At 62.5% G+C, this 16,389-nt stretch carries 13 protein-coding genes; 9 read left to right on the forward strand and 4 right to left on the reverse strand.

Features of this window, described 5'->3' with window-relative positions; genetic code table 11:
- On the reverse strand, nucleotides 1-409 hold a 409-nt coding region (locus HX881_RS07760; protein WP_177083839.1), incomplete at its 3' end, for a ribonucleotide-diphosphate reductase subunit beta.
- Nucleotides 410-898: 489 nt separating this feature from the next.
- Nucleotides 899-1,162, reverse strand: coding sequence for a DUF2790 domain-containing protein (locus HX881_RS07765; RefSeq protein ID WP_017126142.1), 264 nt, complete (start codon nucleotides 1,160-1,162; stop codon nucleotides 899-901).
- A 413-nt stretch (nucleotides 1,163-1,575) separates the two neighbouring features.
- Here HX881_RS07765 and acs point away from each other — a divergent pair, with 413 nt between their 5' ends.
- From acs to argR, 7 genes are all read left to right on the forward strand, one after another.
- Entirely contained in the window at nucleotides 1,576-3,531 is a 1,956-nt protein-coding gene (gene acs, locus HX881_RS07770) for an acetate--CoA ligase (protein WP_103032973.1), read from the forward strand.
- A 646-nt stretch (nucleotides 3,532-4,177) separates the two neighbouring features.
- Entirely contained in the window at nucleotides 4,178-4,954 is a 777-nt protein-coding gene (locus HX881_RS07775; protein ID WP_017126141.1) for an ABC transporter substrate-binding protein, read from the forward strand.
- A gap of 91 nt (nucleotides 4,955-5,045) precedes the next feature.
- Nucleotides 5,046-5,735, forward strand: coding sequence for an ABC transporter permease (locus tag HX881_RS07780; RefSeq protein ID WP_017126140.1), 690 nt, complete (start codon nucleotides 5,046-5,048; stop codon nucleotides 5,733-5,735).
- Nucleotides 5,732-6,430, forward strand: coding sequence for an ABC transporter permease (locus tag HX881_RS07785; protein ID WP_177083841.1), 699 nt, complete (start codon nucleotides 5,732-5,734; stop codon nucleotides 6,428-6,430). Before HX881_RS07780 ends, HX881_RS07785 begins: the two co-directional genes overlap by 4 nt.
- A gap of 2 nt (nucleotides 6,431-6,432) precedes the next feature.
- On the forward strand, nucleotides 6,433-7,545 hold the full coding sequence (locus HX881_RS07790) for a succinylglutamate desuccinylase/aspartoacylase family protein (protein WP_017126138.1): 1,113 nt from the start codon (nucleotides 6,433-6,435) through the stop codon (nucleotides 7,543-7,545).
- Nucleotides 7,546-7,573: 28 nt separating this feature from the next.
- Nucleotides 7,574-8,338, forward strand: coding sequence for an ABC transporter ATP-binding protein (locus HX881_RS07795; protein WP_103032974.1), 765 nt, complete (start codon nucleotides 7,574-7,576; stop codon nucleotides 8,336-8,338).
- A 124-nt stretch (nucleotides 8,339-8,462) separates the two neighbouring features.
- On the forward strand, nucleotides 8,463-9,455 hold the full coding sequence (gene argR, locus HX881_RS07800) for a transcriptional regulator ArgR (RefSeq protein WP_042935372.1): 993 nt from the start codon (nucleotides 8,463-8,465) through the stop codon (nucleotides 9,453-9,455).
- A gap of 13 nt (nucleotides 9,456-9,468) precedes the next feature.
- On the opposite strand, the gene HX881_RS07805 is transcribed toward argR, so the two are convergent.
- Both HX881_RS07805 and HX881_RS07810 read right to left on the reverse strand, forming a co-directional pair.
- Nucleotides 9,469-10,002 (reverse strand): winged helix-turn-helix domain-containing protein, encoded by a 534-nt coding sequence (locus HX881_RS07805; protein WP_177083843.1) that lies wholly within the window; start codon nucleotides 10,000-10,002, stop codon nucleotides 9,469-9,471.
- Between the two features lie 76 nt (nucleotides 10,003-10,078).
- Nucleotides 10,079-13,297, reverse strand: a complete 3,219-nt coding sequence (locus HX881_RS07810; RefSeq protein ID WP_177083845.1) for a type III effector HrpK domain-containing protein — start codon at nucleotides 13,295-13,297, stop codon at nucleotides 10,079-10,081.
- Between the two features lie 677 nt (nucleotides 13,298-13,974).
- On the opposite strand from HX881_RS07810, the gene HX881_RS07815 reads away from it, so the two are divergent.
- Nucleotides 13,975-15,195: an aspartate aminotransferase family protein gene (locus HX881_RS07815; RefSeq protein WP_177083847.1), complete on the forward strand. Its 1,221-nt coding sequence runs from the start codon at nucleotides 13,975-13,977 to the stop codon at nucleotides 15,193-15,195.
- Between the two features lie 163 nt (nucleotides 15,196-15,358).
- Nucleotides 15,359-16,375, forward strand: a complete 1,017-nt coding sequence (gene aruF, locus HX881_RS07820; protein WP_017126134.1) for an arginine/ornithine succinyltransferase subunit alpha — start codon at nucleotides 15,359-15,361, stop codon at nucleotides 16,373-16,375.
- Nucleotides 16,376-16,389 lie beyond the last annotated feature (14 nt).

The following is a 16,389-nucleotide window of genomic DNA, read 5'->3' on the forward strand; positions in this document are numbered from 1 at the left end:
GGCCTTCCGGGTTTTTCCACAGGGCGATGTCGGCGGTCATGTTGACCTCTTGCGGCATCCAGTGGTTGGCACAGCCGTCGAGGTACTTCTGCCAGGCCCAGTCGTACTTGAAGGGGACGAGCTGGTTGAGGTCGGCGCGGCAGTTGATCATGCGCTTTTCATCGACTGCGACACGGGCCGAGGCGCCGTCGAGTTCGGCCAGGCCTTCGGCAACGTCGAGGGCGTCGAGAGCAGCCTTGGCACGGGCGATGGCGGCCGAATCGGACGCGGTCACGGCACGGGCCTCGAGGGCGGCGGCACCACCGGCGCTGTCCAGGCGGTCCATGTTGGCTTCGGTGGCATGGCCGGCGTTGGCACCCTTGGGCGCTGCTTCACCTTCTTCTTTGTCGAATTCGTCCCAGCTCAGCATGACGTGTCGTCTCCTGCGTGAGGGCCTGTCGCCCGTGTGAAAACACTGATGGTCGGTTTTTCACACGGCCAACGGCCGCGTTGGATAGATGGAATCGTTTGTCGCCCTGGCTATGCAGGCAAAGCTACGCAGGCAAACAACGGAAAATTTGTACGGGGCCCTCGAGGGGCGGGTGGCGCAGGGAATGACGCCTGTTCCTGCAGTGATGCCAGCGTGAGAACGCTACCTTGCAAGGGAATGTTGCGAGCCCGTTTACCGGGACATTATAAGGGCTTTTTCGGGTCAATGGTGTGACGGATTCCGACCTTGTGCGTGCTTTTCAGGACGCGCCTCGGATTTGCAGGGCTTTGGCGGCAAAAGAGTTTTTTGACCGGAGGGGGTGTTTTGCGACGGTCGGTCCGGCTGATCGGCGAGGGGGTGGTTTGACGGGGGATGCACCTTTGCCGCAGGACTCGTTGCCTGCGGCGGGTGGTTTTTTTATGCCGGCTATCAGCCGTTGGAGCAACCGTTACCCATTACGCGATATTCCATGATATGCCGGACGCCCTGGGAATCTTCGTAGACCATGCGTGCCGGTACAACTTCGCAAACTTCCGGGATTTCACTCATGGAGATAACTTTGTGAATATCCGGGTGTGCCGAGTAAGTGTATTCCTCTACGGGCAGGTTCTGGTTGGCTACATCAGTCGCCGCCTCGCCGGCCATGGCTGTGGCACACAGGCTGCTGAGGATTAAAGCGGCAAAAAGTTTCATCGGGTTCACCTATTGACGGTCGTGTGGGGGCACGCGGCCCTTGTGAGGCCGCGAGTGAAGCTGTCGAAAGTTTGAATTCGAATTAACGGCCTTCGTGGGGGCTGTCACTTGGTTAATTCGTTGCCTTAGTTGGCGAAGTTGATTTTAAGAGTGCGCAAACCATTCATATAGAGGGGCATTTGATAAAGACTATTGACAAAACCTGTAACAATCGTCGAAAAACGTCTCGCACACCCCGGATCCGAGTTATTTTCACCGGGCCAGAAAACGCTGCGGGCGGCGTGCTTGAGCCTTGCCGGCGGTTAATACGATGTTTTGTAGGGTTTTGTTACTACCATCGTCGAATGGCCCACCCGCGTCAGCCCGGCTACAACAGGGCCATAAAACAACAACTATCCACCGAGGTAAGAAAGATGAGTGCGGCTTCCCTGTACCCCGTTCGTCCTGAGGTCCTGGCGACTACGCTGACCGACGAGGCGACCTACAAGGCGATGTACCAGCAGTCGGTCGTCAACCCTGACGGCTTCTGGCGCGAACAAGCCAAGCGTCTCGACTGGATCAAGCCTTTCACCACGGTCAAGCAGACTTCCTTCGACGATCACCATGTCGATATCAAATGGTTCGCCGATGGCACCCTGAACGTTTCCTATAACTGCCTGGATCGCCATCTGGCCGAGCGCGGCGATCAGGTCGCGATCATCTGGGAGGGCGACGACCCTGCCGATTCGCGCAACATCACCTATCGCGAACTGCACGAGCAGGTCTGCAAGTTCGCCAACGCCCTGCGCGGGCAGGATGTCCATCGCGGCGACGTGGTGACCATCTATATGCCGATGATTCCCGAAGCCGTGGTCGCCATGCTGGCCTGTACCCGGATCGGTGCTATCCACTCGGTGGTGTTCGGCGGGTTCTCGCCCGAAGCCCTGGCCGGACGGATCATCGACTGCCGTTCTAAAGTGGTGATCACCGCTGACGAAGGCGTGCGTGCCGGCAAGAAGATCCCGCTCAAGGCCAACGTCGACGATGCCCTGACCAACCCGGAAACCAGCAGCATCCAGAAAGTCATCGTGTGCAAGCGCACCGGCGGCGACATCAAGTGGAACCAGCATCGTGACATCTGGTTCGAAGACCTGATGAAAGTGGCGGGCAGTGTCTGCGCGCCGAAAGAGATGGGCGCTGAAGAAGCCTTGTTCATCCTTTATACCTCTGGTTCCACCGGCAAGCCCAAGGGTGTCCAGCACACCACCGGCGGCTACCTGCTGTATGCGGCCCTGACCCACGAACGTGTATTCGACTACCGTCCGGGCGAAGTCTACTGGTGCACCGCCGACGTCGGCTGGGTCACCGGCCACACCTATATCGTCTACGGGCCGCTGGCCAACGGCGCGACCACCGTGCTGTTCGAAGGTGTGCCGAACTACCCGGACATCACCCGGGTGGCGAAGATCGTCGACAAGCACAAGGTCAATATCCTCTACACCGCACCAACGGCCATCCGCGCCATGATGGCCCAGGGCACCGCGGCCGTCGAAGGCGCCGATGGCAGCAGCCTGCGCCTGCTCGGCTCGGTGGGCGAGCCGATCAACCCGGAAGCCTGGGACTGGTACTACAAGAATGTCGGCAAGTCCCGCTGCCCGATCGTCGATACCTGGTGGCAGACCGAGACCGGCGGCAACATGATGAGCCCGCTGCCGGGCGCCCATGCCCTCAAGCCGGGCTCGGCGACCCGTCCGTTCTTCGGCGTGGTGCCGGCCCTGGTGGACAACCTGGGCAACATCATCGAGGGGGCGGCCGAAGGCAACCTGGTGATCCTCGATTCGTGGCCGGGCCAGGCGCGTACGCTGTACGGCGACCACGACCGTTTCGTCGACACCTACTTCAAGACATTCCGCGGCATGTACTTCACCGGTGACGGCGCCCGTCGCGACGAAGACGGCTATTACTGGATCACCGGCCGTGTCGACGACGTGCTGAACGTTTCCGGGCACCGCATGGGCACCGCCGAGATCGAAAGCGCCATGGTCGCCCACCCGAAAGTCGCCGAGGCGGCAGTGGTCGGCGTGCCCCATGACATCAAGGGCCAGGGCATCTATGTCTATGTCACTCTCAACAGTGGCGAGGAGCCGAGCGAGGCGTTGCGCCTGGAGCTGAAGAACTGGGTGCGCAAGGAGATCGGGCCGATTGCCTCGCCGGACGTGATCCAGTGGGCGCCGGGGTTGCCGAAGACCCGCTCGGGGAAAATCATGCGCCGTATCCTGCGCAAGATCGCCACGGCGGAATACGATGGGCTGGGTGATATCTCCACCCTGGCCGATCCGGGAGTGGTGCAGCACTTGATCGATACCCACAAGACCATGAACGTCGCCTGAGGCGCTTCAAGGTCATCGAGCCCCGTCCGGCGTGAGCCGGGCGGGGCTTTTTACTTGTAGCCGGCTTGCCGGCGATGGCGGCAGGAGGGGCTCTGCGGAGCTCAGGGGCCTCTTCGTCGGCAAGCCTGCGCCTGCAAAGAGCAGGCGTATCTGAGTGAGAAAGAGATAAATATCGGTTTTTGCCGTAGGGCATTTCCGGTTGTTACCCTTGCACCTTCAAGTAACCGAATATGTCACCTGTCGCCCATAACCGGGGCAAAGGGAAACGCCCGCCACTGTTTTTCGGCCTGCCGGGCCTGCGGAAAAAACATCGTTGCACGCTGTGCTTGCCGGAATAGAAGGCTTTGCGAATAATAGGCCCGCAATTTGCAACGTAGATCGGTTGCCTGTCTTTTGCTCTTGCATAAAACTCAAGGGCTGTCAATGTGCCGGGTCGGCATTCTCGATGCTTCTGTAATTAGTTGTCGCATTGAAGAAATATCGACTTCGGGCCTGTCGTTAGAATGCCGATCACTCCCTCGTCGTTGCCTGGGCTGGACTCGAACCAGCGCCTGCAGGACGCGGCAACGCTATCCCGTTTAACCCATCCGCATATTGGGCTCACGCTCACTCTGCCGTTTTTGCCCTTTACCGATGGAGTCCTAAGATGAAGAAACTCGTGCTTCTTGGCGCCCTGGCACTGTCCGTGCTGTCGCTGCCGACATTCGCCGATGAAAAGCCTCTGAAAATTGGTATCGAAGCGGCTTACCCTCCGTTCGCTTCCAAGGCGCCGGATGGCAGCATCGTCGGTTTCGACTACGACATCGGCAACGCCCTGTGCGAAGAGATGAAGGTCAAGTGTGTCTGGGTCGAGCAGGAGTTCGACGGTCTGATCCCGGCGCTCAAGGTGCGCAAGATCGACGCGATCCTGTCGTCCATGTCGATCACTGAAGACCGCAAGAAGTCCGTCGACTTCACCAACAAGTACTACAACACCCCGGCTCGCCTGGTGATGAAGGAAGGCACTGTCATCAGCGCCAACCTCGCCGAACTCAAGGGCAAGAATATCGGTGTGCAGCGCGGCTCGATCCACGAGCGTTTCGCTCGCGAGGTCCTGGCTCCGCTGGGTGCCGAGATCAAGCCTTACGGTTCGCAGAACGAGATCTACCTCGACGTGGCCGCCGGCCGCCTCGACGGCACCGTGGCCGATGCCACCCTGCTGCAGGACGGCTTCCTGAAAACCGACGCCGGCAAGGGCTTCGCGTTCGTCGGCCCGCAATTCACCGACGAGAAGTACTTCGGTGACGGCATCGGCATCGCCGTGCGCAAGGGTGACAAGGCCGACCTGGACAAGATCAACGCCGCTATCGCCGCGATCCGTGCCAGCGGCAAGTACAAGCAAATCCAGGACAAGTACTTCGACTTCGATATTTACGGCAAGTAAGTCATCGCAGCAGTTCGTCCGAAATGGCGCAAGCAACAGGCTCCCTGAGGTTTGCGCCATTTTTTCATCCCTGTTTTCGAGGACCTGAATCATGTTGAAAGGCTACGGGGCGGTTATCCTCGATGGCGCTTGGCTGACGCTTCAGCTCGCCTTGTCGTCCATGGCCCTGGCCATTGTCCTGGGTCTGATCGGGGTGGCGTTGCGCCTGTCGCCGGTGCGCTGGCTGGCCTGGCTCGGCGACCTGTATTCCACGGTGATCCGCGGGATTCCCGACCTGGTGCTGATCCTGCTGATTTTCTACGGCGGCCAGGACCTGCTCAATCGTGTCGCGCCGTTGCTCGGTTATGACGACTACATCGATCTCAATCCCCTGGCGGCCGGTATCGGTACCCTGGGTTTCATTTTCGGGGCGTACCTGTCGGAAACCTTCCGCGGTGCCTTCATGGCGATCCCCAAGGGGCAGGCCGAGGCCGGCATGGCCTACGGCATGAGCAGCCTGCAAGTGTTCTTCCGGGTGTTGGTGCCACAGATGATTCGCCTGGCGATTCCCGGCTTCACCAACAACTGGCTGGTATTGACCAAGGCCACCGCACTGATTTCCGTGGTCGGCCTGCAAGACATGATGTTCAAGGCCAAGCAGGCGGCCGACGCCACCCGCGAGCCTTTCACCTTCTTCCTTGCAGTGGCGGCGATGTACCTGGTGATCACCAGTGTCTCGTTGCTGGCATTGCGTCACCTCGAGAAGCGCTACTCGGTAGGCGTAAGGGCGGCTGATCTATGATCTTCGACTACAACGTCATCTGGGAGGCCATGCCGCTGTACCTCGGCGGCTTGCTGACCACCCTGAAACTGCTGGCCTTGTCGTTGCTGTTAGGCCTGCTGGCGGCCTTGCCGCTGGGCCTGATGCGGGTGTCCAGGCAGCCTCTGGTGAACACCAGCGCCTGGCTCTACACCTACGTGATCCGCGGCACGCCGATGCTGGTGCAGTTGTTCCTGATCTACTACGGCCTGGCCCAGTTCGAAGCGGTGCGCGAGAGCTTTCTCTGGCCCTGGCTGTCGAGCGCGACCTTCTGTGCATGCCTGGCCTTTGCCATCAACACCAGCGCCTATACCGCGGAAATCATCGCCGGCAGCCTCAGGGCCACGCCCAATGGCGAGATCGAGGCGGCCAAGGCCATGGGCATGTCGCGCTACAAGATGTATCGGCGCATCCTGCTGCCATCGGCCCTGCGCCGGGCGCTGCCGCAGTACAGCAATGAAGTGATCATGATGCTGCAGACCACCAGCCTGGCCTCCATCGTCACCCTGATCGATATCACCGGCGCCGCGCGTACCGTCAACGCCCAGTATTACCTGCCGTTCGAAGCCTACATCACTGCCGGCGTGTTCTACCTGTGCCTGACCTTTATCCTGGTGCGCCTGTTCAAGCTGGCCGAGCGCCGCTGGCTGGGCTACCTGGCTCCACGGAAGCACTGAGCATGGAACGTATCGATCATTCCCTGCCCTGGGGCAGCCTGGGCACCGAGCGCCAGCTGTCGGTATTCCGTTTCGGCAGCGGCGAGCGCAAGGCCTATATCCAGGCCAGCCTGCACGCCGACGAACTGCCGGGCATGCGCACCGCCTGGGAGCTGAAGAAGCGCCTGCTCGAACTGGAAGCCCGGGGGGCCCTGAAGGGGGTCATCGAACTGGTCCCGGTGGCCAATCCGATTGGCCTGGGGCAGTTGCTGCAAGGCAATCACCAGGGCCGTTTCGAATACGCCAGCGGCAAGAATTTCAACCGTGACTTCGTGGCGCTGGCCGAGCCGGTCGCGGCCCTGGTGGGCGACAGGCTGGGGGACGATCCCCATGCCAATGTCCAGTTGATCCGCCAGGCGATGCGCGATGTGCTGGCGGCCTTGCCGCCGGCGAACAGCCCGTTGCAGGGGATGCAGCGGGTCTTGCTCGGCCATGCCTGCGATGCCGACGTGGTGCTGGACCTGCACTGCGATTGCGAGGCGGCGCTGCACATGTATGCGTTGCCGCAACACTGGCCGCAGTGGCGTTCCCTGGCGGCGCAGCTGGATGTGAAAGTGGCGTTGCTGGCGGAAGAGTCGGGCGGTACTTCCTTCGATGAAGCCTGCTCGCTGCCCTGGTTGCAGTTGTCGCGGCAGTTCCCGCAGGCGTCGATTCCGCTGGCGGGCATGTCCACCACCATCGAACTGGGCGGCCAGGCCGATACCGGTCGGCCCGAGGCCGAGGCGCACGCCGAAGGCATCCTCGCGTTCCTCGCCGGGCAGGGCCTGATCAGCGGCGAGTGGCCGGCGCCGCAACATGAGGCCTGTGAAGCCATGCCCTTCGAAGGCACCGAGTTGCTCTACGCGCCCCATGCCGGCGTGGTCAGCTATCTGTGCCCGGTGGGCAGTTGGGTCGAGCCCGGCGAGCCGCTGTTTGAAGTGATCGATCCTTTATCCGACCGGGTCAGCACCGTGTGTGCCGGCACAGCCGGTGTGTTGTATGCCGTAGAACGGCTGCGTTACGCCCAACCCGCGATCTGGCTGGCCAAGGTGGCGGGGCGCGAGCCTCTTCGCCACGGGCGCCTGCTCAGCGACTGACCTGACTGTTTTTGTGAGAACCGACCGCATGTACAAGCTTGAAGTCCAAGACCTGCATAAACGCTATGGCAGTCACGAAGTGCTCAAGGGGGTGTCCCTGGCCGCCCAGGCGGGTGATGTGATCAGCATCATCGGCTCCAGTGGCTCCGGCAAAAGTACCTTCCTGCGCTGCATCAACCTGTTGGAACAGCCCCACGCCGGGCGGATCCTGCTCAACAACGAAGAGCTGAAGCTGGTGGCGAACAAGGACGGCGCGATGAAGGCCGCCGACCCGAAACAGTTGCAGCGCATGCGCTCGCGGCTGTCGATGGTGTTCCAGCACTTCAACCTGTGGTCGCACATGACCGCGCTGGAAAACATTATCGAAGCCCCCGTGCATGTCCTGGGCGTATCGAAGAAAGAAGCGCTGGAAAAGGCCGAGCACTACCTGAACAAGGTCGGCGTGGCCCATCGCAAGGATGCCTATCCGGGCCATATGTCCGGTGGCGAGCAGCAGCGCGTGGCGATTGCCCGGGCCCTGGCGATGGAGCCGGAGGTCATGCTGTTCGACGAGCCGACCTCGGCCCTCGACCCGGAACTGGTCGGCGATGTATTGAAAGTGATGCAGGCCCTGGCACAGGAAGGTCGGACCATGGTCGTGGTGACCCACGAAATGGGCTTTGCCCGTGAAGTCTCCAACCAGCTGGTGTTCCTGCACAAGGGCGTGGTGGAAGAGCGTGGCAATCCCCGCGAAGTGCTGGTCAACCCGCAATCCGAGCGTCTGCAGCAATTCCTGTCGGGCAGCCTGAAATAGTCTTCGCTTTTTATGCTGCCGTTGCGCACCAAAATAGGTCATGCTGCGCGCCGTGCGCGGTGTGGTCTACTTTGAGTTGGCTGCCCTCGGCTTTTCACTCTGTTCTGTTTTCGGATTGCACGCCATGACTGCCCATCGAATTGGTTTCCTGATTTGGCCCAGCACTAAAGCCTTGACGCTGGCGCTGGCCGAGGAGGCCTTGCGTGTCGCCCAGCGTGTGCATCCGGAGGTGGTCTACGAGCTGTCGTTCCTGCAGGCCGAGGCGCCCGCCGACGCCGCGTTGCCGGGCGCCTGGCAGCTGCCGGGCGAGCCTTGGGCCGGCAGGCTCGAAGGTTGTCAGAAACTGTTCCTGCTGGCCGATGAGCCACCGACGGTGTTGGCGCCGGCACTCAGCAGTGCCCTCAAGCAACTGGTGCGCGCCGGTTGTGTGATCGGTGGTTTGTCCGCCGGTGTCTATCCGTTGGCCCAACTGGGTTTGCTCGATGGTTATCGTGCCGCCGTGCACTGGCGCTGGCAGGATGATTTCGCCGAGCGTTTCCCCAAGGTGATTGCCACCAGTCATCTGTTCGACTGGGATCGCGATCGCCTGACGGCCTGTGGCGGGATGTCGGTGCTGGATCTGCTGCTGGCGGTCCTGGCCCGCGACCATGGCGCCGAACTGGCTGGTGCGGTATCCGAGGAACTGGTGGTCGAACGCATCCGCGAAGGCGGCGAGCGCCAGCGCATTCCGTTGCAGAATCGCCTGGGTTCCAGCCATCCGAAGCTGACCCAGGCGGTGTTGCTGATGGAAGCCAATATCGAAGAGCCGCTGACCACCGACGAGATCGCCCAGCATGTCTGTGTCTCCCGTCGGCAGCTGGAGCGGATCTTCAAGCAGTATCTCAACCGGGTGCCCAGCCAGTACTACCTGGAGCTGCGCCTGAACAAGGCCCGGCAGATGCTGATGCAGACCAGCAAGTCGATCATCCAGATCGGCCTGTCCTGCGGTTTCTCCTCGGGGCCGCATTTCTCCAGTGCCTACCGCAACTTCTTCGGCGCCACGCCGCGGGAAGATCGCAACCAGCGACGCAGCAGCAGCCCGTTCGAACTGTCCTCGGTCCCTTCCGAGCGCGGTTGAGCGTCCCTCGCGACTAGAACATCGTCGGTCTTTCCCGGTACAGGTCGTCCCGCGCGCGCGTGCCTGAATAGGCCAGGCTCAGGTTGACGTTGACCTGATACTGGGCGATGGCCCGTGGCAGGAAGCTGGCGGCATAGTCCGGCTTGGGCTGGACGGCGATGGTCCGCGCGGCCGGGCGCAGGGTGGTCGGGGTGACGAAGCGATAGCCGCGTCCCGCCACGGTGACGATATGCGGGGCCTGTTCATCTTCCTCCAGGGCCAGGCGCAAGGTGCGGATCTGCGTGCGCAGGTTGCATTCCTCGACAATCGCCTTGGGCCAGACCAGTGCCATCAATTGTTTCTTTTCCAGTAGCTCGCCGGCACGCGATGCCAGGCAGATCAGCAGTTGCATGGCCCGGCTGCCGAGCGTGACGCGTTGGCCATCCCTGAACAGTGCCTGTTGCCAGGGCACCAGCTTGAAGGGCCCGAAATGGATTTCATGCTCCAGGCTGTCTGTCGTGTACACGGCACCCTGTGCCGGAATGTGAACGATATCGCTGGAATTCATGGTGTTACCTTTTTACGTGAGCAGTGGGGACGGGGGAGCGGTCGCCACGGAGGCGACCGCTCGGACTTTCGTGGTGTCAGGTGTTGATTGCCGGGATCGGATCCTCCGGATAGTCGCCGGGCTGTTCCGGTCCGCCGGTCAAGCCGTACTGCTTGAGGATCGGCACCAGTTCGCCATAGAACTTGTCTTGCTCCTTGCCGCGGGCATCGGCCAGGGCGAAGGGGATGAAGGCACTGCCGATGCCGCCGAGGATCGCGCCGGCGAGACCGAGTACACCGCTGATGGAGCCGGCTACGGCGGCGATGTCGCTGAGGCCGAACAGGCCGGCGCCGCCTTCGATCAGGCTGGCGGTGGCGGCGCCGGTGCCGAGGATGCCGCCGGCCAGGCCGAAGGCGCCGCTCACGGGCTCGCCGTGGGTGATGCCCTGGATACCGCCCATGATGCCCAGCACACCACCGATAAAGCTGCCGGCACCACCGACCAGCTTGCCGACGTTGCCCAGCTTGGCGATGGCGTCGGCGCTCAACGGCCCCTTGCCGGTCAGTTCGCGGGTCGGGAAGGCACCGATGCCTTCACCGACGTTCTTGTCGATGACCCAGCTGGTGCCAAAGCCGAACTCCTTGGCGTACTTGGTGCCACCCTCCATCAACAGGCCGGCGAATTGCAGGCCCGCCGAGACGCGACTGGCGTCGGCGATGGGGGTGTTGCTGCCGGTGGCGGAGCGGGCGATCAGCACGCCGCCGGCGAGGATGGCGCTGCCGATATGCAGCAGGCCCTGCTTGTAGGCGTCGGTGACATTGCCCAGTTTCAAGCCGTCGATGGCCTTGGGCAGGGCGTCGATGATCTTGTCGTTCTGGCGGCCGCTGTCCCACACCGAACGCAGCATACCCACCACTTGCGCCGGGTCGATCTTGGTGCCGTCGGACGCGGTGAACAGTTGCGGGTCGGCCTCGGCGGCGGCGTTCAGGGCGGCCGTGACCTTGGCTTCGTCGAAGTTGCCGTTGGCATCGCCCAGGGTGATGTTGAGGCTGTTGCTGTCGGCACTGTTGACCAGGGCGTCGGACAGCGCTTCGTTGAAGTTGACCTGCAGGGTCGCAGCGTCGCCCGAAGTGGCGTTGGGGCCGAGGAAGGCCTGGAAGGCCGAGGCGCTGGCGGCGAAGCTGCTGGCCGCCTCTACCGGGTCCATGCCGCTGGCCACCATGTCCTTGAACGCCTGGCCCGAGACGAAGTCGTTCTTGTAGGTGTTGTAGAGATTGTCCATCTGCCCGGACTTTTCCGCGATGGCATGCAGGTCCACGTCACCGTTGCCGCCCAGCGCGAGGTTGGCGATGGTGATGTCGTTGGCCGCGTTCTGCAGGGCGACGCCGGGTGGCAGCGGCTTGCCGTCCGGGCCCTTGGCGTTGAGGTCGGTGTTGAGGACATTGCCGGTGTCCAGCTGGTTGGCCTTGTAGGACTGCAGGGCGATCTTCAGTTCCGGGTCGCTGTTGACGATGTCCTGCAGCGCCGGGCCCCGGTTGTTCTGCAGGAAACCCTGGACGTCCTTGTCGGCCATCAGGGTGCGGATCGCGTCCTGTACCTGGCCCTTGATCTTGTCCTCGTTGGGGTTGAGGCCTTTGTTGGGCGAGGTGTACTTGTCGAGCAGGCCGGTGTCGTTGTCCTTGTAGTCGCTGAGGGCCAGGCGGGTCTGGGTGTCGGTCAGCTGGACGAGGACCGCGGCCTTGGTCTTGCCGTCGTAGTTTTCCGGGTGTTGCAGTACGTCGGCGGTCAGCTTGGAGGTGTCGACATCGGCCACTTCGTCACGTACGGCGGCACCGTCGAGGAAGGTCAGGGTGTCGGAGTCGGTCTTGGGTGCCTGCTTTTCCAGCCAGGCGCCGATGTTGTCGCGCACGATGACCTTGTCTTCGTGGTACAGCACCGGGTCGTCACCGCCCAGGTCCAGCGAGCGCATCATGCCGGGGCGCGACCAGAGATCGGCGGCGCCGGTCAGTTCCGAACTCAGGCCCGGGTCGCTGGCCAGGCCGGTCAGGTTGTCGATGTGGATCTCGCCCTTGTTCTCGCGCTGGTCGCTGCTGCCGGTGGTCATGTTCGGACCGGCGCTGGCGACCAGCGAGTTGTTGGCCATCAGGATCGCGGCGGACTTGGCGTTGGCCTTGGCCAGGTCGCCAGGGTTGTTGCCGAGGAACTTCGAGTAGGAACTCGACGCGGCGGATAGATCGCCCTTGGCGTTGCCGATAAAACGGTCGACATCGGCGTGGGTGATCACCGCGTCGGCCTTGCCCCGGCCACCGGTGTCCAGCGCGGCCATCAGCGACGGGCTGCTGGCGACATACTTGAGCGCGGCCTGGGCTTCGGGCGGCAGGCTGCTCGGCGGGTTGGCGAAGTCGATGGGGGTGTCGTGCAGGCCCCAGGCGTTCCAGTTGGCCGAGATCATTTCGGCGGCGGCGATGGGCCGGTTCAGGTCGAGTTCTTCCTGGGTCGGCTGGGTGCCGGTGTTGCCGGTGATCTTGTCCCAGTCCTTGGCGCCGGCGGCGTAGCCGGACTTGTCGATCCAGTTGTTGTCGCTGGCACCGGGCGCACCGGTAACGCCCTTGTATTCGTTGGCGGCCTGGTTGTAGAGCTCCGGGGTCATGTCCCTGGAGACGATGATCTTCTGCCCCGAGTCGGTTTCGTAGCGGATCAGGCCGGGGCCGACTTCTTCAGGCGCTCCTACCAGGTGCATGGCGTCGAAGGTTTCGTTGGGGCCGGCGAGTCGATAGCCCTCGGCTTCGCTCTGGTTGATCGCGATCAGCTTGTCATGGTCCTGGCTGACCTGGTCGAACAGTGTCGGGTTGTCCTTCTGGCTGACCACGACCTTTTCGCCGCTGAAGGTCTCGTAGCGGATCAGCCCCGGCCCGACCTCGTCGGCGGCGCCGATCGCCTTGTAGTTCGCCAGGCCCGGGGCGACGGTGCTGCTGTCGGCCAGCGCGTAGCCGTCCTTCTGGCTCTGGACGATACCGGCTTCATGGGCATCGCTCTTCTGGTTCAACTGGTATTGGTTCAGCACCTGCTTGTACAGGGTCGGGTCATCCTTTTCCTTGACCGTCACCGGCTTGTCGCTACCCAGTGGCGTATAGGTGATGCTGCCGTCCTTGGGTGGCTGGACATCCTGGAAGGGCACTGGAAGGTTGTTGCCGCGGATCTTTGACGGATCGAAGACCGGCTGGTTGCCGGCCTGGAACAGCGCAACCTCGAATTTGTTCTGGGCGGCATCGACTTTGCGGTCGGCGGGGTCGGTAGCGGTGCGTATCGGGGTCATGCAGAACCTCCCTGAGGGTCGTTTTCCAGGCACACGGCCTTGCTCCGGCCTGGCCGCGGGCGGCGCTGGCTGAAGGGAAGCGAGTGTGTGGTCGGGGTTACCGGGTCGCTGTGGGCGACCCGCCGCTTGAGCGGGGGCCTGCTCATGAAGCCCGAGACTTGTGTACATTTTGTTACATATTTCCCGGCCTAATTGCAGGCCAAAAGCCATGTAAACAGGCGGGCCAGGCACCTGCCGACAGGTTTCGACGGGGCGGCCGAGTGGCTGGCGCAATACTGGCAACCTTGGCTCGAAAGGCCATTTGCCGCGGGCTCCGAGGGCGAGGGTATCTGCCCGCTTGTCGGCCGGGTGAGGAACGGCAAAGTGGCGCTGCGATGATCGTTCGCCCTGTCCAGGCCCGGCGGGCTGTCCACTCGAATTCACAACATTTCACAGGAATTCACGCGGCGACGGTCGTCAGTCGAAAATCTCATCCCGCCGACCCTGCATCAAAAGCCTCCCACCGTTTAAACTGCGCCTTTGCGATGCTATTTGTCGCATTGCCGACAACCCCGGCAAAACCCGGTTTGGCGCTATAAGAAGTTGTCGCTTGGCGACAAGGCCGGACTGAAATCTGTCCTTACAATCCCCCCATCGCTCGCCAGTTTCAGGCAGGCGTTCCTCTTCAGGAGACTCCGATGTCCGTTGAGCAAGCTCCGGTGCAACGCGCCGATTTCGACCAGGTAATGGTTCCCAACTACGCACCTGCGGCTTTTATCCCTGTTCGTGGCGCGGGTTCCCGAGTCTGGGACCAGGCGGGCCGGGAGCTGGTCGATTTCGCCGGCGGGATTGCGGTCAACGTGCTGGGCCATGCCCATCCGGCGCTGGTCGGTGCCCTGACCGAGCAGGCCAACAACCTGTGGCATGTCTCCAACGTCTTCACCAACGAACCGGCCCTGCGCCTGGCCAAGAAGCTGGTGGACGCGACCTTCGCCGAGCGCGTGTTCTTCTGCAACTCCGGCGCCGAGGCCAATGAAGCCGCGTTCAAGCTGGCCCGTCGCGTGGCATTCGATCGCTTCGGCACGGAAAAATACGAAATCATCGCCGCGCTCAACAGCTTCCACGGCCGTACCCTGTTCACCGTGAACGTCGGTGGCCAGTCGAAGTACTCCGACGGCTTCGGTCCGAAAATCACCGGTATCACCCATGTGCCGTTCAATGACCTGGACGCGCTGAAAGCGGCGATCTCGGACAAGACCTGTGCCGTGGTGCTCGAACCCGTGCAAGGCGAGGGCGGCGTACTGCCGGCCGAACAGGCCTACCTGCAGGGTGCCCGCGAGCTGTGCGACCAGCACGACGCGCTGCTGGTGTTCGACGAAGTGCAGACCGGCATGGGGCGCAGCGGCAAGCTGTTCGCCTATATGCACTACGGCGTGACTCCGGACATCCTCACCAGCGCCAAGAGCCTGGGCGGCGGTTTCCCGATTGCCGCGATGCTCACCAGCGAAGCGCTGGCCAAGCACCTGGTGGTCGGCACCCACGGCACCACCTACGGCGGCAACCCGCTGGCGTGCGCGGTCGGCAATGCGGTGATCGACGTGATCAACACTCCTGAAGTGCTCAACGGCGTCAATGCCAAGCACGATGCCTTCAAGACCCGCCTGGAGCAGATCGGCGCCAAGTACGGCCTGTTCACCCAGGTCCGTGGCATGGGCCTGTTGCTCGGTTGCGTGCTGGCCGATGCCTGGAAGGGCAAGGCCAAGGACGTGTTCAACGCGGCCGAGAAAGAAAACCTGATGATCCTGCAAGCCGGTCCGGACGTGATCCGTTTCGCCCCGAGCCTGGTGGTCGAGGACGCGGACATCAAGGAAGGCCTGGACCGTTTCGAGCGTGCGGTAGCCAAGCTGACCCAGGCTTGAGCGAGCCGGACTTGAGCGAAACAGGCTTGAGCGAAACGTAGTACCGCCGTCGTCGGCCCATGGGTCGGCGACGAGCAGATTTTTTCTGTGCCGGGCCTGCCCGGCATTTTTTTCCCTGTGTCGGCCGATTCTGCCGATCTGTTTTTCAGTAAGGAGTGACACCATGCTGGTGATGCGCCCCGCGCAAATGGCTGACCTGGACGAGGTACGGCGTCTGGCCGCCGACAGCCCGATCGGTGTCACTTCCCTGCCGGATGACGAAGGCCGCCTGCGCGACAAGATCGCCGCGAGCGAAGCCTCGTTTGCCGCCGAAGTCAGTTTCAACGGTGAAGAAAGCTATTTCTTCGTGCTCGAAGATACCGACACCGGCAAGCTGGTGGGCTGCTCGGCGATCGTCGCCTCGGCCGGTTACTCGGAGCCGTTCTACAGCTTCCGCAACGAGACCTTTGTCCATGCGTCGCGCGAGCTGAAGATCCACAACAAGATCCACGTGCTTTCCCAGTGCCACGACCTGACCGGCAACAGCTTGCTGACCAGCTTCTATGTGGTGCCGGAACTGGTGGGTTCGGCCTGGTCGGAGCTCAACTCCCGTGGCCGCCTGTTGTTCGTCGCCAGCCATCCGGAACGCTTCGCCGATTCGGTGGTGACCGAGATCGTCGGCTACAGCGACGAGCATGGCGACTCGCCGTTCTGGGACGCCATCGGCCGCAACTTCTTCGACCTGAACTACGCCGAGGCCGAGCGCCTGTGCGGCTTGAAGAGCCGGACCTTCCTTGCCGAACTGATGCCGCATTATCCGATCTACGTGCCGCTGTTGCCGGACGCCGCCCAGGAAGCCATGGGCCAGGTGCATCCGCGGGCGCAGATCACCTTCGACATCCTGATGCGCGAGGGTTTCGAGACCGATCACTACATCGATATTTTCGACGGCGGCCCGACCTTGCATGCGCGGGTCACCGGGATCCGTTCGATTGCCCAGAGCCGCGTGGTGCCGGTGAAGATCGGCGAGACCAGGGGCGGCGGTCGCCAGTACCTGGTGTCCAACGCATTGCTGCAGGACTATCGCGCCGTGCTGCTGGAGCTCGATTACGCGCCGGGCAAGCCGGTCACCCTGGATCTGCAAGCGGCCGAAGCCCTGGGCGTCGGCGAAGGTGCCAGCGTGCGCCTGGTGGCGGTTTGAGGCCGGTATCGCAA

Origin of the sequence: Pseudomonas gingeri (assembly GCF_013386115.1) — a bacterium.
GTDB classification, from domain to species: Bacteria; Pseudomonadota; Gammaproteobacteria; order Pseudomonadales; family Pseudomonadaceae; genus Aquipseudomonas; species Aquipseudomonas gingeri.

Bases quoted from the DNA above. Each gene is read 5' to 3' on its own strand.
- HX881_RS07810 (WP_177083845.1), bottom strand. From the start codon at position 13,297: ATGACCCCGATACGCACCGCTACCGACCCCGCCGACCGCAAAGTCGAT.
- HX881_RS07785 (WP_177083841.1), top strand. From the start codon at position 5,732: ATGATCTTCGACTACAACGTCATCTGGGAGGCCATGCCGCTGTACCTC.
- HX881_RS07775 (WP_017126141.1), top strand. From the start codon at position 4,178: ATGAAGAAACTCGTGCTTCTTGGCGCCCTGGCACTGTCCGTGCTGTCG.
- acs (WP_103032973.1), top strand. From the start codon at position 1,576: ATGAGTGCGGCTTCCCTGTACCCCGTTCGTCCTGAGGTCCTGGCGACT.
- aruF (WP_017126134.1), top strand. From the start codon at position 15,359: ATGCTGGTGATGCGCCCCGCGCAAATGGCTGACCTGGACGAGGTACGG.
- HX881_RS07790 (WP_017126138.1), top strand. From the start codon at position 6,433: ATGGAACGTATCGATCATTCCCTGCCCTGGGGCAGCCTGGGCACCGAG.
- HX881_RS07780 (WP_017126140.1), top strand. From the start codon at position 5,046: ATGTTGAAAGGCTACGGGGCGGTTATCCTCGATGGCGCTTGGCTGACG.
- HX881_RS07815 (WP_177083847.1), top strand. From the start codon at position 13,975: ATGTCCGTTGAGCAAGCTCCGGTGCAACGCGCCGATTTCGACCAGGTA.
- argR (WP_042935372.1), top strand. From the start codon at position 8,463: ATGACTGCCCATCGAATTGGTTTCCTGATTTGGCCCAGCACTAAAGCC.
- HX881_RS07795 (WP_103032974.1), top strand. From the start codon at position 7,574: ATGTACAAGCTTGAAGTCCAAGACCTGCATAAACGCTATGGCAGTCAC.
- HX881_RS07765 (WP_017126142.1), bottom strand. From the start codon at position 1,162: ATGAAACTTTTTGCCGCTTTAATCCTCAGCAGCCTGTGTGCCACAGCC.
- HX881_RS07805 (WP_177083843.1), bottom strand. From the start codon at position 10,002: ATGAATTCCAGCGATATCGTTCACATTCCGGCACAGGGTGCCGTGTAC.